Source organism: Pseudomonas morbosilactucae, from assembly GCF_023241665.1.
Taxonomy (GTDB): Bacteria; Pseudomonadota; Gammaproteobacteria; order Pseudomonadales; family Pseudomonadaceae; genus Aquipseudomonas; species Aquipseudomonas morbosilactucae.
The window spans coordinates 86,857-106,037 of sequence record NZ_JALQCX010000010.1; the positions used below are offsets into that span (position 1 = coordinate 86,857).

Consider the following 19,181-nt stretch of genomic DNA (forward strand, 5'->3'; position numbering starts at 1 on the left):
TGGCCGCCTCAAATAAAAGGAGAGAGTCGCCATGTTTTTATCTGCCCTGGAACTACGCAACATCATTGAAAGCAGTTTTCTACCCAAACGTTGCCAATGCACCTTGAGCCCGGATTTGTCGATGACTGTGAAAGTCTTTGGCGACCATCAAACCGACCGGCTGGACCTTATGGTCACCGGTATTGACGCGTCCCGCCTCAGCGGCAGCCGCGCCATCAATGAGCTGATTGCCGAATTGCGTTACGACCTGGCCCACAACCCCAGCCAGGACGTGCCCTTGAAACGGGCGTACTAGTCGCAGCGGGCGGTTCAGTCCCGCGCCGTCGCCCATTCGTCCCGCGTTCCCTTGGCCCGCAGAAACCCCAGGCCAAGGGCCGCTTCGACCACCACAGCCAGCAAAATGCCTGGCCCTGCGTTGCCGTTCAGCCATTCCCCCAGGCCCAGCAGGGCCAAGCCGAAACACCCCACTATAAAACCACTGCTCAATGCATTCCGGGCCACCCCGGCGGGTGCCGAGCGAGCGCTGAAGAACATCACCCCCAAGCCCAGGAACAGCACCGCACTGCGCCGTGCGACAAAGCCGGTGGAGGCATAGAAGTCCACGCTGCAGAACGCCAGTAACCAGCGTGGCGCCAGCCCCCAGGCCAGGGCGAGGGCGAAACACAGCAGGGCGGTGAAGGTCGACAGGCGCCGAAACGATACGTGCATGGCCAATCCCTATGGCAGTTCGAGACAAGCGCCAGAGCATACGCCGGGCTCTGGCACAGGCATACCGCTGGATTGTCACAGCCTTGTCAGGAAATGGCGACGCAACGGCGCCGTAGCGGCGTTGGCGTTTTTGCCGGGTCAATCCTGGGTGGAGCAAGCATCCGAAAGCTTGCTGTAGCTGATGGTTTCCAGCCGGCCGGCCGGATCGACGAAGGCCATTTGCGCCGTGACCACTTTGCATTCCTGGGTTGCCGGTTCGCTCATCGATACCACTCGGGCTACATGCAACGGCATGCCGTAGTGATAAGGCACGGGGGCTGCCGAAGGGCTTTGGGCCAGGGCCAGGGTGCTGAAGGCGAGCAGGGCGCAGGCGCTGCCGATCAGTTTGATATGCAGGTTCATGAGGGTTCTCCGGTAGGCAACGATCAACCGGGCCCATCGGGGCCCGGCCCGCCGCGGAGGTCATCAGAATATTCTGAGCGAGCGCGGTCCATCACACTCTTGGACGCAGGCATTAACCGACGATTAAGCACGGGTTGATGATGCCCACTGGACGACGAAGTGCCGGCTGGCCGGGCGCAATAGGCTCGTGTTGGCCATCGGTCAGCCGTCCGCGAAGCGATTTCAATTCTGCTGGTGACAGGCGTCGGCCAGCTTGCGATAGGAAATGTGTTGGCGATCGCCCGCCGTGTCGATGTATTCCATGTGAGCGGTGATCACCTCGCAGTGGCGGGTGTCCTGCTCGCTCATGGAAATCACCTTGTCGATCTGCAACGGCATGCCGTAGTGATAAGGCACTGGCTCCAGCGGCTGGATATCCGCCAGGGCCAGTTGGCTGAAGCCGGTGAGGGCCATGGCCCCCGTGATCATGATGTGGCGCAGTTTCATACGTACTCTCCGATACCGATTGAATCCGGCCCAGTCGCTGACGGGGCCGAGCGGCCAGCACCGTCGTCGAGACAGTGAGTGGCGCGGTCCGGGGCACTATTGGTTTTTTCGATTAACCGACGATTAATGGTTGATTCGCTGTATGAGGGGCCAGGGAACGGTCGAAATTGGCTTGGGGAAGAGGCCTGGTGGTGCGCTGAGAGCCCCGTTTTTCCGGGGCTGCGCAAGACAGAGAACTGATGTTGATTGCCTTCAATACAGCGGATTTCCCGAGGTTGGGAGCAACCCCGGGTCATGCAGCATTACAACTTCGTGGTTATTTGTGCTGTTCAGCGTAACTGCTGACGATAGGGCAAGTCCGGCCCGGTCTTGCCGCAGGTCAGCGCAGCGGCGGCCACGGCGAACTGCAGTTGGGCGTCGATCTGTTCCCGGCTCAAGCTCTGCAGGCCCTCGATGGAGTCCAGGCCCTGCTCGGTGAGCCAGGCGATCAGCGCGGCCTGGAAGGTGTCGCCCGCGCCCACGGTGTCGGCAATCGTTACCTTGCGCGCTGGCACCGACCAGCTGCCATGGGCCCGGCTGAACACCGTGGCGCCCAGGCCGCCCCGGGTCAGGAACACCAATTGGCAACGCTGCTGCAACCAGCCGCCAATCACGCTTTCGACCGCTTGCCCGGGGTAGAGCAGGCTCAGGTCCTCATCGCTGACCTTGATCAGGTCGGCATAGGCCACCAGTTCGCCGATCCGTTGCCGCCACAGGTGGATATCCGGCTGGGGGTTGAGCCGCACGTTGGGGTCGAGGCTGATCAGGCGCTGCCCGGCCTCGCGCTGGACCAGGGCCAGCAAGGTGTCGGCGATGGGTTGCACCACCAGGGAAAACGAGCCGACATGCAGCCCGCGTACCTCAGGGCCCAGGGTCGGCAGATGCTCCCGTTGCAGTTGCCGGTCGGCGCAGCCTTCGCCGCGGAAACTGTAATGGGGCGATCCGTCGGCACCCACGGCCACCATGGCCAGGGTGGTGGGCGCGCTGAAGGTCCACAGGTAGTCATTGCGCACGCCTTCGTCCTGCAACACCTGGCGCAGGCGAGCGCCGAGAAAGTCTTCGGACAGCCCGGCGAACAGGCCCGCGTCCACCCCCAGGCGCCGCAGGCCCACGGCCACGTTGAACGGCGAACCGCCGGCAATCGCCCGGTAATTAACCTTGGCCGCCTGGGGGATTGCCTCTTCACTGCTGAAAAAATCGAACAGCGCCTCACCACACACCAGATACATAGTCATTCGCTCTTCAAAGGGTTGCGACATGTTGTCGATAACGTTCATACGCCGTTTGATAGGCCGCCACATTGGCCGCGATCGGCCGGGTCAGGCTGGCCGGGTCGAGGCTGACGCAGCGTTCGCACAGGGTTTCCAGGCTCAAGGCCTGTCCGCTGTGGCGGGCCTGGCACCAGGCGGCCTGGATCGCCGCGCCGAGGGCGGCGGCCTCGCTGTGTTCGGTGCAGACCACCTCGGTGTGCATGATATCGGCGACCATCTGTCGCCACTGCGGACTTTTCGAGCCGCCGCCGATCAAGCGGATGCTGCGGCTCTGCAAACCGTTCTCCCGTAGCAGGTCCAGGCCGTAACGCAGGCCGAAGGTGGTGCCCTCGACCGCCGCCCGGCACAGGTTGGCCCGGGTCAGGTTGTCCAGGGTCAGGCCCAGCAGACTGCCGGTGGCATGGGGCAGGGCGGGCACCCGTTCGCCATTGAGGAAGGGCAGCATGCACACGCCGTCGGCGCCGATGGGGGCGGTGGCCAGCAGTTGATTGAAGGCCGCCAGGTCGAGGTCGAACAGCTCGCGCACCAGGGTCGTGACATTGGTCAGGTTCATGGTGCAGATCAGTGGCAGCCAGCCGCCGCTGGACGAGCAGAACGTCGCCACCGCGCCCTGGGGGCTGACCCGGGGTGCGGCGTCGAAGGCATAGACCGTGCCCGAGGAACCCAGGCTCATGGTGATCACCCCCGGCTGGATATTGCCGGTGCCGATGGCCCCCATCATGTTGTCGCCGCCCCCACTGGCCACCAGCGCCTGGGGGTTGAGGCCCAGCAGTTGGGCGATTTCGGGCCGCACCGTACCCACGGCCTGATCGGCTTCCAGCAACGGCGGCAGCGCGGCCACCAGGCGGCCGCTGGGGTCGATGTGTTGCAGCAGCGCCAGGTCCCACTGCCGGCTGCGCACGTTGAAATACCCACTGCCCGAGGCGTCGCCGTATTCGCTGCAGGCGCGGCCCGTGAGCCAGAAATTCAAATAGTCATGGGGAAGCAGAATGTGCGCGATACGCGCGAAGACCTCGGGGTGCTGCTCCCGGGTCCAGAGCAGTTTCGACAGGGTATAGCCTGGCGCGATCACCACCCCAAGGCGCTCCAGGGAGCCGGGCTCGCCCCCCAGGTCATCCAACAAACGCTGGTTCTGTTCGCTGGACTCGGTGTCACACCAGAGCTTGGCCGGGCGCAGCACCCGGCCTTGTTCGTCCAGAAGCACCAGGCCGTGCTGCTGCCCGGAGACGCCGATGCCGAGGATCTCCTGGCCGCTGACGCCGGCGGCTTGCAGGGCCTGGGCCGTGGCGCTGGCAAAGGCCTGCAGCCACTCTTCTGTGTCCTGTTCGCGACGGCCATTGGCGCCGCTGATCAGGCTGTGGGGCGCCGCGCCCTGGCCCAGCACCCGGCCATTGGCGGGGTCGAGGATCAGCGCCTTGGTGCCTTGAGTGCCGCAGTCGATACCAAGAAACAACCCGTGTGTACTCATGGCACCTCCTGCCCACAATGCCCGTGCCGGCCGCTCACTGGGGGCGCGCCAGCAGCCGCTCCAGGGTCCCGCTCACGCCGTGCTCGCGCAGGCTGGCGAGGCAGCGTTCGAACGCCGCGACAAATGTCGGTGATTGCACAAGGGCGGTGCCGAAAATCTCTTCCACCCCCAGCAGGCGCTGGGTCAGCAGTTGATCGTCGGCCACCAGCGCCTGGCAGAACTCGGCCCGTGGGTCAGGGATGCTGTAGTGCTGGCCTTGTTCGTCCACGCCCTTGAGGTACAGGGCCCAGGCCGCCACGACGAGAGCTGCGCGCTCGGTGTCGCGGCCGTCGGCAATCAGGCGGTTGAGGGTCGGCACGGTGAACTTGGGAAACTTCGACGAACCGTCGGAACAGACCCGCTCCAACTGGTCGGCAATCGCCTGGTTGGAAAAACGCTGGACCAGGGTGTTCTTGTAGTCCGTCAGGTCAATGCCCGGCACCGGCGCCAGTTGCGGGGTCACGTCGAGGTCCATGTAGGCGCGCATATAGGCGACAAACAGCGGGTCGTTCATGGTCTCGTGGACAAACCGGTAGCCCTTGAGAAACCCCAGGTAGGTCAGGGCCAGGTGGCTGCCGTTGAGCAGTTTGATCTTCATCTCTTCATAGGGCGTGACGTCATCGGTGAACTGCACGCCGACTCGCTCCCAGGCCGGGCGACCGCTGACGAATTTGTCCTCCAGTACCCATTGCACAAAGGGTTCGCAGACCACCGGCCAGGCGTCGTCGATGCCGTGCTGGTCGTGCAGTTGCAGGCGATGGGCGCCACTGGTCATAGGGGTGATGCGGTCGACCATGGCATTGGGAAAGCTCACATGGGCGGCGATCCAATCGTGCAGGTCGGCGTCGCGCCGGGCAGCGAAAGCCAGCAGCGCCTTGCGGGTCACCGCGCCGTTGTGCGGCAGGTTATCGCAGGACATCAGGGTAAAGGCCGGGGTCCCGGCGGCCCGGCGCTTGGCCAGGGCCGCGCAGAGAAAGCCGAATACCGTCTGCGGCTGGTTGGGGTGGGCCAGGTCATGCTGGATCTGCGGCAGGTGGGCCATGAACTCGCCCGTGCTGTCGTCGATGCAGTAGCCACCCTCGGTGATGGTCAGGGAGACGATGCGGATCTGCGGGCTGGCCAGCTTGTCGATCAGCGCCTGGGCGCCGTCGGCCGCCAGCAGCATGTCGCGGATGGCGCCGATCACCCGAACCTCGGTGTCATCGCCGTCGCCCAGTTCAAACAGGGTGAACAGGTGGTCCTGGCCGGCCAGGTCGTCCCGGGCGCGGCGGTCCTCGGCGCGCAGGCCGATGCCGCAGATGCTCCAGTCCAGGCCTTCGCCGGTGTTCATCAGCGCGTCGGTGTAATAGGCCTGGTGCGCCCGGTGGAACCCGCCGACGCCGATGTGGGCGATGCCTTGTCGGGTATCGGCCAGGGCGTAGGCGGGCACTTTGACTTCAGGGGCCAGGTGGCTGAGGGTGCGTTGGTTCAATTTCATCGTCAGGGCTCTCGACAATCAGGCGGCGGCGCGCAGGGGCCGAGCCACCGCCACGCCGTCGGCATCGAATAAATGGCAGTGGGCGGCGTCCAGGTGCAGGTTCAACTGTTCGCCGTAGCGGCTGGCCAGATCACCGCGGATCCGCAGGGTCAGGGCCTCGCCGGAGGCGGTGCGCACGTGGCAGAAGGTGTCGCTGCCCAGGCGCTCGCTGACGTCCGCGGTGACCGCCAGGGTGCATTGCCCGGGCGTGGCCAGTTCCAGGTGTTCGGGGCGGATGCCCAGGGTCACTGGGCTGCCGACACTCAGGCTGGCGCCGCTTTGTTCCAGGCGGATACGGGTGCCGGCATCCAGCTCCACTTCGCAGCCCTGGCTGTCCACCCGGCTGACCTTGCCGCTGAGGAAGCCCATTTTCGGCGTACCGAGAAAGCCTGCGACAAACAGGTTGGCCGGGCGGTGGTAAAGCTCCAGCGGCGAGCCCACTTGCTCCACCCGGCCGCCGTTGAGCACCACCACCTTGTCCGCCAGGGTCATGGCCTCCACCTGATCGTGGGTCACGTAGATCATGGTGGCCTGCAGCTCCTTGTGCAGGCGTGCCAGCTCCAGGCGCATCTGCACCCGCAAGGCGGCGTCGAGGTTGGACAGCGGTTCGTCGAAGAGGAAGATTTTCGGGTTGCGCACAATGGCCCGGCCGATGGCCACGCGCTGGCGCTGGCCGCCGGACAATTGCTTGGGCTTGCGCTCCAGCATGGGCCCCAGCTCGAGGATCCGTGCCGCCTCGTTGACCTTCTTCTCCACCTCGGCCTTGACCACGCCGGCCAGGTCCAGGGCAAAGGACATGTTCTTGCGCACACTCATATGCGGGTACAGGGCGTAGGTCTGGAACACCATCGCCAGGTCGCGCTTGGCCGGGCTGACTTCGGTGATGTCGCGGCCGTCCAGCTCGATGGTGCCACCGCTGACTTCTTCCAGCCCGGCAATCAGCCGCAGCAGGGTCGACTTGCCGCAGCCCGAAGGGCCGACGAACACCACGAACTCTTTGTCATTCACCTCAAGGTCGATGCCCTTGATGATGGAAAAACCCTCGAAGCCTTTTTGCAGATTCTTGATTTTCAGGTTGGCCATGATGAGCCTCCACTTGTCTTATTCAGGTTTAACCCGGCGGGTTCACTTCACCGCGCCAAACGACAGCCCGCGCACCAGCTGTTTCTGGCTGATCCAGCCAAAAATCAGGATCGGCGCGCAGGCCAGGGTCGAGACCGCCGACAACTTGGCCCAGAACAGCCCCTCGGGGCTGGAGTAGGACGCCACCAGGGCGGTCAACGGCGCGGCATTGGCCGACGTCAGGTTCAGCGACCAGAAGGCCTCGTTCCAGCACAGGATCAGCGACAGCAGCACGGTGGAGGCCAGCCCGCCCTTGGCGATCGGCAGCAGCACCCGAACCATTTCCTGCCACAGGGTGGCGCCGTCCAGGCGCGCGGCCTCGAGGATGTCCCGGGGGATGTCCTTGAAGTAGGTGTAAATCATCCACACCACGATGGGCAGGTTGATCAGGGTGTAAATCACGATCAGCGCCAGGCGCGTGTCCAGCAGGCCGAAGCTCTTGGCCAGCAGGTAGATGGGCATCAGTACCCCCACCGGCGGCAGCATCTTGGTGGAGAGCATCCACAGCAGGGTGCGCTTGGTGTTGCGGGTTTCATAAAAGGCCATGGAGTAGGCCGCCGGCACCGCAATCAGCAGGCTCAGGGCGGTGGCGCTGAACGAGATCACCACCGAGTTCCAGGCAAAGCTGGTGTAGTTACTGCGCTCGTTGATGTGCAGGTAGTTCTCCAGGGTCGGGCTGAAGATGAACTGCGGCGGTGTGGCGAAGGCGTCGATTTCGCTCTTGAAGCTGGTCAGCACCATCCAGAAGATCGGGAAGAAAATCAGGATCGCGATGGCCCAGGCCAGGGTGCCCAGCAGCAGGCTCTGCAGGCGTCGGGATTGTTGAAGCGTCATGGGGCGCACCTCAAGGCTGGTCAGTCAGGTTTTTGCCGATCATCCGCACCAGGATGATTGCCGCGATGTTGGCGATCACCACGGCGATCAACCCGCCGGCCGAAGCCATGCCGACGTCGAACTGCACCAGCGCCTGGTTGTAGATCAGGTAGGCGAGGTTGGTCGAGGCGTAGCCGGGGCCGCCGTTGGTGGTGGTGAAAATCTCGGCGAACACCGACAGCAGGAAGATGGTTTCAATCATCACCACCACGGCGATGGGGCGGGCCAGGTGGGGCAGGGTCAGGTGCCAGAAGATCGCTATGGGCCCGGCACCGTCCAGGCGCGCGGCTTCCTTCTGTTCCTGGTCCAGGGACTGCATGGCGGTCATCAGGATCAGGATCGCGAAGGGCAGCCATTGCCAGGACACAATGATGATGATCGACAGCAGCGGGTAATGTGCCAGCCAGTCCACCGGCTCGGCGCCAAAGAGCTTCCACACGGCGGCGAGAATCCCCGACACCGGATGGAAAATCAGGTTCTTCCAGATCAGCGCGCCCACCGTGGGCATGATGAAAAACGGCGAGATCAGCAGCACCCGCACGATGCCCCGACCGAGGAATTCGCTGGCCTCCAGCAAGGCACTGATCAGCACCCCGAACACCACGCTGATCAGCAGCACGCTGCCCACCAGCAACAGGGTGTTGGTGGCGCCGGGGAGGAACCCGGAGTCGGTGAGGAAGTAACTGAAGTTCTCCAGGCCGACGAATTCATTTTCACCGGGGTAGAGCAGGTTGTAGCGGATCAGCGAGAAGTACAGGGTCATGCCCAGGGGCACGATCATCCACAGCAGCAACAGGGCCACCGAGGGGCTGACCAGGAACCAGCCGGGGTTGGCCAGGCGACTTTTACGCGCCTTCTCCGGGGCAGTTGTTTGCACATGGGCAGTGGAAGTATTCATGGTGATCAGGACCATTCAGAGACAAGTTCGAGCGCGACAAGCCCACCCGTTAGGGCCGGTTGGCCGGCGATAAGCCCCGGGGTTTCAATGCAAGGTTTGGGGACCGATCGCCGGCAAGCCAGCGCCTGCAACAGCAGGGTTACTTGGGGTAGCCCGCGCGCTTCATTTCACGCTCGGTGGTGGTCTGGGCGGCGGTCAGGGCCTGGTCCACCGTCTGCTGGCCGGTCAAGGCGCCGGAGAAGAACTTGCCCACCTGGGTGCCGATGGCCTGGAACTCGGGAATGGTCACCAACTGGATACCGATGTAAGGCACCGGCTTGAGGGTGGGTTGGGTCGGGTCTGCGACTTTCAGTGATTCCAGGGTCACCTTGGCGAAGGGCGCGGCCTTCATGTACTCATCGCTGTAGGTGGATGTGCGGGTGCCGGGCGGCACGTTGGCGATACCGTCGGTCTTGGCCACCAACTGGCTGTATTCCTTGGAGGTTGCCCAACTGGTGAAGACCTTGGCCGCGTCTTTGGCCTTGGAGCTGGTGGGGATGGCCAGGCTCCAGGAGTACAACCACGAGGTGCCTTTGTCGGTCTTCTCGTGGGGGGCGAAGGTGAAGCCCACGTGGTCGGCGACCTTGCTCTGGGTCTTGTCGGTGACGAACGAGCCGGCCACGCTGGCATCGACCCAGATCGCGCACTTGCCGCTGTTGAACAGCGCTAGGTTTTCGTTGAAACCGTTGCTGGAGGCACCCGGCGGGCCGGATTTCTTCATGTTGTCGACGTAGAAGGTCAGCGCTTCTTTCCACTCGGGGCCGTTGAATTCCGGCTGCCACTTCTCATCGAACCAGCGCGCACCGTAGCCGTTGGCCAAGGTGGTGATCAGCGCCATGTTCTCGCCCCAGCCGGCCTTGCCGCGCAGGCACAGGCCGTATTGCTCTTTGCTCTTGTCGGTGAGTTTTTCCGCGAATTCGCCAATCTGGCTCCAGGTCGGGTGCTCGGGCATGCTCAGCCCGGCGTTCTTGAACAGGTCGCTGCGGTAATAGGTGATGGAGCTTTCAGCGTAGAACGGCAGGGCATACAGCGAGCCCTTCACAGACAGCCCGTCACGCACCGAGGGAAACACATCCTCCAGGTCGTAGGACGCCGGCAAGTCCTTCATCGGTTCCAGCCAGCCCTTGGCGCCCCAGAGTGCGGCTTCGTACATGCCGATGGTGAGCACGTCGAACTGCCCGCCCTGGGTGGCGATGTCGGTGGTCAGGCGTTGGCGCAGGACGTTTTCTTCCAGTACCACCCAATTCAGCTTGATGTCCGGGTGCTCGGCCTCGAAGGTCTTCGAGAGCTTTTGCATGCGGATCATGTCGCTGTTGTTGACGGTGGCGATGGTCAGGGTTTGCGCGCCGAGGCTGACGCCGCTGAAGGTGATGCAGGTGGTGACGAGCAGGGCTTTTACGCTGGGTTTCATCGTGCACTCCTCTTCCGGGCCCAGGGGGCGACAGAAGGACGGTTATTGTTTTTGTGTCTTCCGGAGGTAGGAAGAATGTGCGCTGATTACAGACCTCAAAACGCGGTCTGACAAATCATCCGTGACACTTGATCCGATACTTTTTTGCACTCATGGCGCCGCGGCCCATTCCGAAGATTGTCTGTCTGAAGCGGCTTGGCCAGAGAAAACCCGGGCGTGGGGGCGAAAAATCCGTATTGGTTTAGGTCCGATTCCTTGAGCCAATAGGACAGGGGAAAAAGCCCACTGGATTTTTCCCCGGCACTGCCTAAGATGGCCCACCAGACCACTGATGCGCAGGACGTACTGAACCTCGATGTCGGAAAAAGACACCATCTCCATGCACCTGGTGCGCGAAGCACTGCTGCAAAGCTGTGCCCCGGGCGCGGCCAGCGATGAAGTGCTGCACAAGGTCGGGATCGACCCGGCCTGGCTGCAGCAGGGCGACGTGCGGGTGCCGGCCACGGCCTATGCGCGGCTCTGGCGGCTGCTGGCTCGGCGCCTGGACGACGAGTTTTTCGGCATGGACCCGCGCCGCCTGAAGTCCGGCAGCCTGGCGTTTCTGTGTCGTTCGTCCATGGCCCAACCGGACGTGGCGTCAGCCCTGGAGTCGGGGTTGGGGTTTCTCTCGCTGATGTTCGAGCGCCTGCCGGCACAGCTGGTGCGCCAGCAGAGCCTGGCGGAAATTGTCTTGCTGGAAGAACACCCCGAGCCCTGCCGGGCGTTTACCTACTTCACCTACTGGATGATCGTCCACGGCGTGGCCTGTTGGCTGGCGGGGCGGCGCATTCCGATCCTGGCCATCGAGCTGCGCGGGCCCCAGCCGGACTTCTGCGACGATTACCGGGTGATGTTTTCCGAGAACCTGCGCTTTGACCGGCCGCGCACCCGGATGATCATCGCCGCCGATTGCCTGGACGTGCCGGTCAAGCGAGCCCGGAGGAGCTCAAGCGTTTCCTGGCCCAGGCACCGGCCAATATCCTAGTCAAATACCGCGACCCGGAGAGCCTGGCCAGCCGCATCAAACACGACCTGCGCCAATTGCCGGCCGAGCACTGGCCGGAATCCGAGAGCCTGGCCCAGCGCCTGTGCATGTCGGCTTCGACCCTGCGCCGGCGCCTGGCGGAGGAGGGCCAGAGCTACCAGGGCCTCAAGGACAGCGTGCGCAAGGAGCTGGCGATCGTCTGGCTGGCGGAACCGCACATCAGTTTTGCCGAGATCGCCACGCGCCTGGGGTTTGCCGATACCAGCTCGTTCTACAAGGCCTTTCGCAAGTGGTCGGGGTCCAACCCCGGGCATTACCGCAGCCTGATCCTCAACGACCCCGAGTAAGGCCGATGCCCATCGCCGGCCAGCCGGCGGCCATATGCGGGCAGGGCGAGCCACGGCGTGACCATGGCCAAACCGGTCACGCAACTTGAAAACTTTGACCATTGCCGCGCCAGGCGTCTAGCGCCAGTATTTCCCCGGTTTCATGAGGTTCCCATCCTAATAAGAACAGTGAGGGATTCTGGCGATGCGCGACTATCTGTCTGCTACCACCCAGTTCGATTTTCAACACACCGTCGACGCTGCCCTGAGTGGCAACCTGTCGGCGCTCAATGCCTGTGTCGAATGCTGTGACCGTCATGCCTTGCCAGGGCGCATCGCGCTGTTCTGGGAAGGCCGCGACGGCAGCAGCGCCACCTACACCTTCAGCGAACTCCAGGACAAGGCCGCGCGCTTTGCCAACTTCCTGCTGGCCCAAGGGGTGCAAAAGGGCGACAAGGTTGCCGGCCTGTTGCCACGCAACGTCGAACTGTTGATCACCGTGCTCGCCACCTGGCGCATCGGTGCGGTCTACCAGCCGCTGTTTACCGCTTTCGGCCCCAAGGCCATCGAGCACCGCCTGGGCAGCTCCGGGGCCAAGGTGGTGGTCAGCGACGCGGTCAACCGGCCGAAACTCAATGAAGTGGCCGACTGCCCGATCATCGTCACCGTCGGTGGCGCCAAGGGCCAGGGCATCGTCCGTGGCGACTTCAGCTTCTGGGCCGAACTGGCCAACCATTCCAACGACTGTGAACCGGTGCTGCTCAGCGGCGAAGACCCGTTCCTGTTGATGTTCACCTCGGGCACCACCGGCCCATCGAAAGCCCTGGCAGTGCCCCTCAAGGCAGTGGTGGCCTTCCAGAGTTACACCCGTGACGCCGTGGACCTGCGCCCCGAAGACGCGTTCTGGAACGTCGCGGACCCGGGCTGGGCCTACGGCATCTACTTCGGCGTCACCGGGCCCCTGGGCCTGGGCCACCCGATCACCTTCTACGATGGCCCTTTCACCCTGGAAAGCACCTGCCGGGTGATCAACAAGTACGGGATCAGCAACCTCACCGGTTCGCCCACCGCTTACCGTTTGCTGATCGCCGGTGGCGATGAATTCGCCCGCTCGATCAAGGGCAAGCTGCGCATTGTCAGCAGCGCCGGCGAGCCGCTGAACCCGGAAGTGATCCGCTGGTTCGCCGACAACCTCGGCGTGGTCATTCACGACCATTACGGCCAGACCGAACTGGGCATGGTGCTGTGCAACCACCACGGCCTGGAGCATCCGGTGCACGTGGGCAGCGCCGGCTTTGCCTCGCCGGGCCATCGCATCGTGGTGCTGGATGAGCAGTACCAGGAACTGCCGGCCGGGCAGCCGGGGATCCTCGCCATCGACCGCAAGCAGTCGCCGATGTGCTGGTTCAATGGCTACGAGGGCGCACCGACCAAAGCCTTCGTCGGTGACTACTACCTCAGCGGCGACACCGTGGAATTGAACCCTGACGGCAGCATCAGCTTTGTCGGCCGCAGCGACGACGTGATCACCACCTCCGGCTACCGTGTGGGCCCGTTCGACGTCGAAAGTGCGCTGATCGAACACCCCGCGGTGATCGAGACGGCAGTGATCGGCAAGCCCGACCCGGAGCGTACCGAACTGGTGAAAGCCTTTGTCGTGCTCAGCGCTCAGTACCGTGCCTCGCCGGAACTGGCCGAAGAGCTGCGCCAGCACGTGCGCAAGCGCTTGGCGGCGCACTCGTACCCCCGTGAAATCGAATTTGTCAGTGAATTGCCGAAAACCCCTAGCGGCAAATTGCAGCGCTTTATCTTGCGCAACCAGGAAATCGCCAAGGCTCAAGAGGCCGCGGCGCACAAGGCTTCAGCTTGAATCCAAGGAATCCGTGATGCAGATCGAAAACAAGGTATTTATCGTCAGTGGCGGTGCGTCGGGCCTGGGCGCCGCCAGCGCTGAAATGCTCGTGGCGGCCGGCGCCAAGGTGATGCTGGTGGACCTCAATGCCGAGGCCGTGGCGGCCAAGGCGCAACAGTTGGGTTGCCAGAGTGTGGTGGCTGATATCAGCCAGGAAGCGGCGGCCGAAGCGGCGGTGCAGGCGACGCTCACGGCTTTTGGCGGCCTGCACGGGCTGGTCAACTGCGCGGGCATCGTGCGCGGCGAGAAAATCCTCGGCAAGCAGGGCCCCCACGGCCTGGCCAGCTTCAGCCAGGTGATCAACGTCAACCTGATCGGCAGCTTCAACCTGCTGCGCCTGGCCGCCGCGGCCATTGCCGAGGGCCAGGCCGATGCCGGTGGCGAGCGCGGGGTGATCATCAATACCGCCTCGGCTGCCGCCTTCGACGGGCAGATCGGTCAGGCGGCCTATGCGGCCTCCAAAGGTGCCATCGCCAGCCTGACCTTGCCCGCCGCCCGGGAACTGGCGCGCTTCGGCATCCGCGTGATGACCATCGCCCCGGGCATTTTCGAAACCCCGATGATGGCCGGCATGACCGATGACGTTCGCGCCGGTCTGGCCGCTGGCGTGCCGTTCCCGCCGCGCCTGGGCAAACCTGCCGAGTACGCGTCGCTGGTGCGGCATATCATCGAAAACAGCATGCTCAACGGCGAGGTGATCCGTCTCGACGGCGCCTTGCGCATGGCCGCCAAGTAAGGAGGATTCATCATGTCCATTGCCCACGATCCGATTGTTATCGTCAGCGCCGTCCGCACCCCCATGGGCGGTTTCCAGGGGGACCTGAAAAGCCTAAGCGCCCCGCAATTGGGGGCCGAAGCCATTCGCGCCGCCGTGCAGCGTGCCGGGATCAGTGCTGACGGCGTGCAAGAAGTGCTGTTTGGCTGCGTGCTGTCCGCCGGCCTCGGCCAGGCCCCGGCCCGTCAGGCGGCCCTGGGCGCCGGGCTGGACAAAGGCACCCGCTGCACCACCCTGAACAAAATGTGCGGCTCGGGGATGGAAGCCACCATCCTGGCCCACGACATGCTTCTGGCCGGCAGCGCCGAGGTGGTGGTGGCCGGCGGCATGGAAAGCATGTCCAACGCCCCGTACCTGCTGGACCGCGCCCGCAGCGGCTACCGCATGGGCCATGGCCGGGTGCTGGACCACATGTTCCTCGACGGCCTGGAAGACGCCTACGACAAGGGCCGCCTGATGGGCACCTTTGCCGAGGATTGCGCCGAAGCCCATGGCTTTACCCGGGACGCCCAGGATGCCTTTGCCGTGGCCTCCCTGACCCGCGCCCAACAGGCGATCAAGGACGGTCTGTTCAAGGACGAGATCGTCCCGCTGCAGGTGACGGTCGGCAAGGAATCCCGGCTGATCAGCGACGATGAGCAGCCGCCCAAGGCCAAGCTGGACAAGATCGCCAGCCTCAAGCCGGCGTTCCGCGAAGGCGGCACGGTGACGGCGGCCAACTCCAGTTCCATTTCCGATGGCGCCGCAGCCTTGGTGCTGATGCGCCGCAGTGAAGCGCAAAAGCGCGGCCTCAAGCCCTTGGCGGTGATCCACGGTCACGCGGCGTTCGCCGATACCCCAGGGCTGTTCCCGGTGGCCCCGGTGGGCGCCGTACAAAAATTGCTGAGTAAAACCGGTTGGTCCCTGGACGAAGTGGACCTGTTTGAAATCAACGAAGCCTTTGCCGTGGTCAGCCTGGTGAGCATGAGCAAGCTGGAAATCCCCCACGCCAAGGTTAACGTTCACGGCGGTGCCTGCGCCTTGGGCCACCCGATTGGCGCGTCCGGCGCACGAATTCTGGTGACCTTGCTCTCGGCCTTGCGCCAACGCGGCGAAAAACGCGGCATCGCTGCCATCTGCATCGGTGGCGGCGAAGCCACTGCCGTGGCTGTTGAATGCCTGTACTGAGGAGTTGCCATGCTGCCCAATGACGAACAATTGCAGATCAGCGACGCCGCCCGGCAGTTTGCCCAGGAGCGGTTGAAGCCCTTTGCCGCCGAGTGGGACCGGGAACACCGGTTTCCCAAGGAAGCCATCGCCGAGATGGCCGAAATGGGCTTCTTCGGCATGTTGGTGCCGGAGCAGTGGGGCGGTTGCGACACCGGTTACCTGGCCTATGCCATGGCTCTGGAGGAAGTGGCAGCGGGTGACGGGGCCTGCTCCACCATCATGAGCGTGCACAACTCGGTGGGTTGTGTGCCGATCCTCACGTTCGGCAACGACGCGCAGAAAGAACGCTTTCTCACGCCCCTGGCCAGCGGCGCCATGCTCGGCGCCTTTGCCCTCACCGAACCCCAGGCCGGCTCCGACGCCAGCAGCCTGAGCACCCGGGCCCGTCGGGACGGCGATCACTACGTGCTCAATGGCTGCAAGCAGTTCATCACCTCCGGGCAGAACGCCGGGGTGGTGATTGTGTTCGCGGTGACCGACCCGAGTGCCGGCAAGCGCGGCATCAGCGCCTTTATCGTGCCCACCGACTCACCGGGCTACAGCGTGGCCCGGGTCGAGGACAAGCTCGGCCAGCATGCGTCCGACACCTGCCAGATCCTTTTTCAAGACCTGCGGGTGCCGGTCGCCAATCGTCTGGGCGAGGAGGGCGAAGGCTACAAGATCGCCCTGGCCAACCTTGAAGGCGGCCGCGTCGGTATCGCCTCGCAGTCGGTGGGCATGGCCCGTGCGGCGTTCGAGGCGGCCCGGGATTACGCCCGGGAGCGGCAAAGCTTCGGCAAACCGATCATCGAACACCAGGCCGTGGCGTTCCGTCTGGCCGACATGGCCACCCAGATCGCCGTGGCCCGGCAGATGGTGCACTATGCGGCGGCGCTGCGTGACAGCGGCAAGCCGGCACTGGTGGAAGCTTCCATGGCCAAGCTGTTCGCTTCGGAAATGGCCGAGAAAGTCTGTTCCGCAGCATTGCAAACCCTGGGTGGTTACGGTTACCTGAGCGACTTTCCCGTGGAGCGCATCTATCGCGATGTGCGGGTTTGCCAGATCTACGAAGGCACCAGCGACATTCAACGGCTGGTCATTTCGCGCAATCTTTGAGAAGGAGCTGCTACATGAGTTACGAAACCATCGTGCTGGAGATCAAGGACCGAGTCGGCCTGATCACCCTCAATCGCCCTCAGGCCTTGAACGCCCTCAACGCGCAGATCGTCAGCGAGTTGAACCAGGCCCTGGACCGCCTGGAAGCCGACCCGAAAATCGGCTGCATCGTCCTCACCGGTTCGAAAAAAGCCTTTGCCGCCGGCGCCGACATCAAGGAAATGGCCGAGCTGACCTACCCGCAGATCTACCTCGACGACCTGTTCAGCGACAGCGACCGTGTGGCCAACCGCCGCAAGCCGATCATTGCTGCGGTCAACGGTTTTGCCCTGGGTGGCGGCTGCGAACTGGCGCTGATGTGCGACTTCATCCTGGCCGGTGACAACGCCAAGTTCGGCCAGCCGGAAATCAACCTCGGCGTGCTGCCGGGCATGGGCGGCACCCAACGGCTGACCCGCGCCGTGGGCAAGGCCAAAGCCATGGAAATGTGCCTGACCGGGCGTTTTATCGATGCCGTGGAAGCGGAACGTTGCGGCATCGTCGCACGCATCGTGCCGGCCGATGAGCTGCTGGACGAAGCCCTGAAGGTCGCCACCCTGATCGCCGGCAAGTCGATCCCGGTGAGCATGATGATCAAGGAAAGCGTGAACCGCGCCTTTGAAGTCAGCCTGTCGGAAGGTGTGCGCTTCGAGCGCCGGGTATTCCACGCCGCCTTCGCCACCCACGACCAGAAAGAAGGCATGGCCGCTTTTATCGCCAAACGCGACGCCCACTTCAAAGACCAATAAACCCATGCCCACGGTAGGCGCTGGCGTGCCAGCGATCGCCATTTCAAGGGCGCCGTCCAGCCTGTTCCTGCAGAGACAAAAAATCGCAGCGTGAGCTGCGATTTTTTTTGCCTGGGCTGCACCTATGGCCGCACGGAGCCCTGTAGTCTGGGCACCTTTTATGGCTGATCTGTAACGGCAACTGACTGCCGTCGTGTCGAAGACCCGAGTCAAAGGGAGTGGACTGTTCTGATGCACCGCATACTGTTGTTTATTGGCTGCTTGCCGCTACTCAGCCACTGGGTTCAGGCCGCTGAGCCGCCCCTGAATTCGGGTCGTTGCTTTGCCAGTGCCGCCACGCCCGTGACGGCCTATACCTCAGCCAGGAAGGCGTCCGCCATGACCGTTGACCCTCGCTACCGAGCACCCACTGCTTCGCCTCGATTGGAAACCCTGGATGTGCTCAGTATCGGCCTGAGCCTGGATGTCTTTCGGCAGGGGCAGGTTTGGCAGGCGTTGCAGGAACAGAGTGGCAAGCAGGCACAAGCCCGGCAGGTAGGCAGCATCCTGCCCATGGACCCGCAGAAATACCCTCAGACCGCTGATGACAAGGACATGGCCTATGAAAAACGCCAAGCAGACGCATTGGAGTTGGGGTTAAGGGACTTTCTGGAGAAGTGGCCGATTCCCACGATAACGGTGGTTCGAGGGTGGGACCCTCAAGCCCCGAACCTGCGCTTTGCGCCTGAAAGAACGCGAAACAGTTTGTCTGTCATGGTCAATCACCTGCGACCAACTGCCGGGCTCCATTGGCATCGTATTCGTAATCTTCAGGACGGCATCCTGTGCACCGACACCCCGGAAGGGTTGATAGAAAACCTGTTCCAGCTGTTCGAACGTTACCCTGACCTGCCGGCTGTTTTGGTGTACGTCAAAGAAGGCTTCAGCATGTCGTACGCACTCTCCGCCAGAGGGGCTCCTCTGATCGGGGGGCCAGGGCCGCGTAAACCAGGCGAACTCACCGACTCGATGGTCGCGCTGGTCGTAGGCCGTCCCGAGCGTGTCGAGTGGCTGCGCTATTACGCCCCCTTCACCCAGGTCAACAAGAACAAAATCGATCCCGAATTCACCGGTTGGGGCTGGCGCAAACCTGCTGTCGAGTTTCAGCCGTCGGAGTTCATCCCGCAGCCCTGGACCGAGCGCGCCTTTGAGCAATGGGACGCCTTGCCGGTACTGGCCAGGATTCATCGCCCGGTCACGGTTTCCCTGCTGCGACCCGACAACGGCGAGCGCCTGAAACACGAAGCCGTGACCGCACAACTGGCCGCTGGTTGGAAAAAAGCCACTGAAGCCGTTGCGCCGGCACCGGCCCGGGTGTTTTACGACGGCGGCCCGAACAGCACGCCACTGGCCGAGTTGGTTCCCGCTCTCGGCGTCGCCCATGTCTCCCTGGACCTGCTCAATTCCGGCCAGAGCTACGACCTCAGCCAACGCCTGGGCGATACCGGCGCCGCTTCACCGTTCGTGGGCATTGCGCTGGCCACCATGGCCAGCTACCAGAATGCCGACACCAGTGTGGTGATGCCCCTGCGTCGCAAGAGCCAAGCGACGATCATCAGCGTGACCTCGCCAACCCCGGGTAAAAAGCCCGTGGGCAGTCAGCACTTTGCGGTGAAGTTACAGCCATAAATCGCCGCTCCCTGCCAAACGGGGCTGTGTAGGAGCTGGCTTGCCAGCGATGGCGTCCCTAAGTGCGACACCAGGCTCAGAGGCTTCATCGCCGGCAAGCCGGCTCCTACGG

General features: G+C 63.6%; 16 protein-coding genes and 2 pseudogenes. 8 read left to right on the plus strand and 10 right to left on the minus strand.

Annotated features, from left to right (window positions below; translation table 11 throughout):
* Window positions 1-31 precede the first annotated feature (31 nt).
* The gene (locus M1B35_RS06200; RefSeq protein ID WP_123332917.1) at window positions 32-295 is read left to right on the plus strand and encodes a DUF1652 domain-containing protein; all 264 of its coding nucleotides are present in this window, start codon (window positions 32-34) and stop codon (window positions 293-295) included.
* A gap of 14 nt (window positions 296-309) precedes the next feature.
* Here the strand turns inward: M1B35_RS06200 and M1B35_RS06205 are convergent, their stop codons facing one another.
* The 10 genes from M1B35_RS06205 to M1B35_RS06250 form a co-directional block, all read right to left on the minus strand.
* Window positions 310-708: a hypothetical protein gene (locus M1B35_RS06205; protein ID WP_268261491.1), complete on the minus strand. Its 399-nt coding sequence runs from the start codon at window positions 706-708 to the stop codon at window positions 310-312.
* Between the two features lie 138 nt (window positions 709-846).
* Window positions 847-1,110, minus strand: a complete 264-nt coding sequence (locus M1B35_RS06210) for a DUF2790 domain-containing protein (protein WP_268261492.1) — start codon at window positions 1,108-1,110, stop codon at window positions 847-849.
* A 222-nt stretch (window positions 1,111-1,332) separates the two neighbouring features.
* Window positions 1,333-1,596: a DUF2790 domain-containing protein gene (locus M1B35_RS06215; protein WP_268261493.1), complete on the minus strand. Its 264-nt coding sequence runs from the start codon at window positions 1,594-1,596 to the stop codon at window positions 1,333-1,335.
* Window positions 1,597-1,925: 329 nt separating this feature from the next.
* Window positions 1,926-2,864 (minus strand): carbohydrate kinase family protein, encoded by a 939-nt coding sequence (locus M1B35_RS06220; protein ID WP_268261534.1) that lies wholly within the window; start codon window positions 2,862-2,864, stop codon window positions 1,926-1,928.
* A 13-nt stretch (window positions 2,865-2,877) separates the two neighbouring features.
* Window positions 2,878-4,374: a xylulokinase gene (xylB, locus tag M1B35_RS06225; protein ID WP_268261494.1), complete on the minus strand. Its 1,497-nt coding sequence runs from the start codon at window positions 4,372-4,374 to the stop codon at window positions 2,878-2,880.
* A gap of 34 nt (window positions 4,375-4,408) precedes the next feature.
* A complete protein-coding gene (locus tag M1B35_RS06230; RefSeq protein ID WP_268261495.1) occupies window positions 4,409-5,890 on the minus strand; it encodes a mannitol dehydrogenase family protein in 1,482 nt (493 codons plus the stop codon).
* Between the two features lie 18 nt (window positions 5,891-5,908).
* Window positions 5,909-7,012, minus strand: coding sequence for an ABC transporter ATP-binding protein (locus tag M1B35_RS06235; RefSeq protein ID WP_123332930.1), 1,104 nt, complete (start codon window positions 7,010-7,012; stop codon window positions 5,909-5,911).
* Window positions 7,013-7,054: 42 nt separating this feature from the next.
* Window positions 7,055-7,885, minus strand: coding sequence for a carbohydrate ABC transporter permease (locus M1B35_RS06240; protein WP_123332932.1), 831 nt, complete (start codon window positions 7,883-7,885; stop codon window positions 7,055-7,057).
* A 10-nt stretch (window positions 7,886-7,895) separates the two neighbouring features.
* Window positions 7,896-8,822, minus strand: a complete 927-nt coding sequence (locus tag M1B35_RS06245) for a carbohydrate ABC transporter permease (protein ID WP_123334435.1) — start codon at window positions 8,820-8,822, stop codon at window positions 7,896-7,898.
* 139 nt (window positions 8,823-8,961) lie between these two features.
* Complete coding sequence (locus tag M1B35_RS06250; protein WP_123332934.1) at window positions 8,962-10,272, minus strand: ABC transporter substrate-binding protein; 1,311 nt, start codon at window positions 10,270-10,272, stop codon at window positions 8,962-8,964.
* 355 nt (window positions 10,273-10,627) lie between these two features.
* Here M1B35_RS06250 and M1B35_RS06255 point away from each other — a divergent pair.
* The 7 genes and pseudogenes from M1B35_RS06255 to M1B35_RS06285 form a co-directional block, all read left to right on the plus strand.
* Window positions 10,628-11,643 (plus strand): annotated as a pseudogene (locus tag M1B35_RS06255) (AraC family transcriptional regulator).
* Between the two features lie 184 nt (window positions 11,644-11,827).
* Entirely contained in the window at window positions 11,828-13,492 is a 1,665-nt protein-coding gene (locus M1B35_RS06260; protein WP_268261496.1) for an AMP-binding protein, read from the plus strand.
* 16 nt (window positions 13,493-13,508) lie between these two features.
* On the plus strand, window positions 13,509-14,270 hold the full coding sequence (locus M1B35_RS06265) for an SDR family NAD(P)-dependent oxidoreductase (RefSeq protein WP_123332940.1): 762 nt from the start codon (window positions 13,509-13,511) through the stop codon (window positions 14,268-14,270).
* Window positions 14,271-14,282: 12 nt separating this feature from the next.
* Complete coding sequence (locus tag M1B35_RS06270; protein WP_268261497.1) at window positions 14,283-15,476, plus strand: acetyl-CoA C-acyltransferase; 1,194 nt, start codon at window positions 14,283-14,285, stop codon at window positions 15,474-15,476.
* Window positions 15,477-15,485: 9 nt separating this feature from the next.
* On the plus strand, window positions 15,486-16,613 hold the full coding sequence (locus tag M1B35_RS06275; RefSeq protein ID WP_123332944.1) for an acyl-CoA dehydrogenase: 1,128 nt from the start codon (window positions 15,486-15,488) through the stop codon (window positions 16,611-16,613).
* Window positions 16,614-16,627: 14 nt separating this feature from the next.
* Window positions 16,628-17,401 carry an enoyl-CoA hydratase gene (locus M1B35_RS06280; protein WP_123332946.1) on the plus strand — a complete coding sequence of 258 codons (774 nt, stop codon included), beginning with the start codon at window positions 16,628-16,630 and terminating at the stop codon, window positions 17,399-17,401.
* A 231-nt stretch (window positions 17,402-17,632) separates the two neighbouring features.
* Window positions 17,633-19,066: pseudogene (locus M1B35_RS06285) on the plus strand (type VI lipase adapter Tla3 domain-containing protein); the annotation flags it as partial.
* Window positions 19,067-19,181: the final 115 nt, after the last annotated feature.

What these genes read in the sequence shown, in the direction of transcription:
- M1B35_RS06210 (WP_268261492.1), bottom strand. Translation starts at nt 1,110, where the DNA reads ATGAACCTGCATATCAAACTGATCGGCAGCGCCTGCGCCCTGCTCGCC.
- M1B35_RS06275 (WP_123332944.1), top strand. Translation starts at nt 15,486, where the DNA reads ATGCTGCCCAATGACGAACAATTGCAGATCAGCGACGCCGCCCGGCAG.
- xylB (WP_268261494.1), bottom strand. Translation starts at nt 4,374, where the DNA reads ATGAGTACACACGGGTTGTTTCTTGGTATCGACTGCGGCACTCAAGGC.
- M1B35_RS06270 (WP_268261497.1), top strand. Translation starts at nt 14,283, where the DNA reads ATGTCCATTGCCCACGATCCGATTGTTATCGTCAGCGCCGTCCGCACC.
- M1B35_RS06235 (WP_123332930.1), bottom strand. Translation starts at nt 7,012, where the DNA reads ATGGCCAACCTGAAAATCAAGAATCTGCAAAAAGGCTTCGAGGGTTTT.
- M1B35_RS06220 (WP_268261534.1), bottom strand. Translation starts at nt 2,864, where the DNA reads ATGTATCTGGTGTGTGGTGAGGCGCTGTTCGATTTTTTCAGCAGTGAA.
- M1B35_RS06250 (WP_123332934.1), bottom strand. Translation starts at nt 10,272, where the DNA reads ATGAAACCCAGCGTAAAAGCCCTGCTCGTCACCACCTGCATCACCTTC.
- M1B35_RS06200 (WP_123332917.1), top strand. Translation starts at nt 32, where the DNA reads ATGTTTTTATCTGCCCTGGAACTACGCAACATCATTGAAAGCAGTTTT.
- M1B35_RS06240 (WP_123332932.1), bottom strand. Translation starts at nt 7,885, where the DNA reads ATGACGCTTCAACAATCCCGACGCCTGCAGAGCCTGCTGCTGGGCACC.
- M1B35_RS06280 (WP_123332946.1), top strand. Translation starts at nt 16,628, where the DNA reads ATGAGTTACGAAACCATCGTGCTGGAGATCAAGGACCGAGTCGGCCTG.
- M1B35_RS06265 (WP_123332940.1), top strand. Translation starts at nt 13,509, where the DNA reads ATGCAGATCGAAAACAAGGTATTTATCGTCAGTGGCGGTGCGTCGGGC.
- M1B35_RS06260 (WP_268261496.1), top strand. Translation starts at nt 11,828, where the DNA reads ATGCGCGACTATCTGTCTGCTACCACCCAGTTCGATTTTCAACACACC.
- M1B35_RS06205 (WP_268261491.1), bottom strand. Translation starts at nt 708, where the DNA reads ATGCACGTATCGTTTCGGCGCCTGTCGACCTTCACCGCCCTGCTGTGT.
- M1B35_RS06215 (WP_268261493.1), bottom strand. Translation starts at nt 1,596, where the DNA reads ATGAAACTGCGCCACATCATGATCACGGGGGCCATGGCCCTCACCGGC.
- M1B35_RS06245 (WP_123334435.1), bottom strand. Translation starts at nt 8,822, where the DNA reads ATGAATACTTCCACTGCCCATGTGCAAACAACTGCCCCGGAGAAGGCG.
- M1B35_RS06230 (WP_268261495.1), bottom strand. Translation starts at nt 5,890, where the DNA reads ATGAAATTGAACCAACGCACCCTCAGCCACCTGGCCCCTGAAGTCAAA.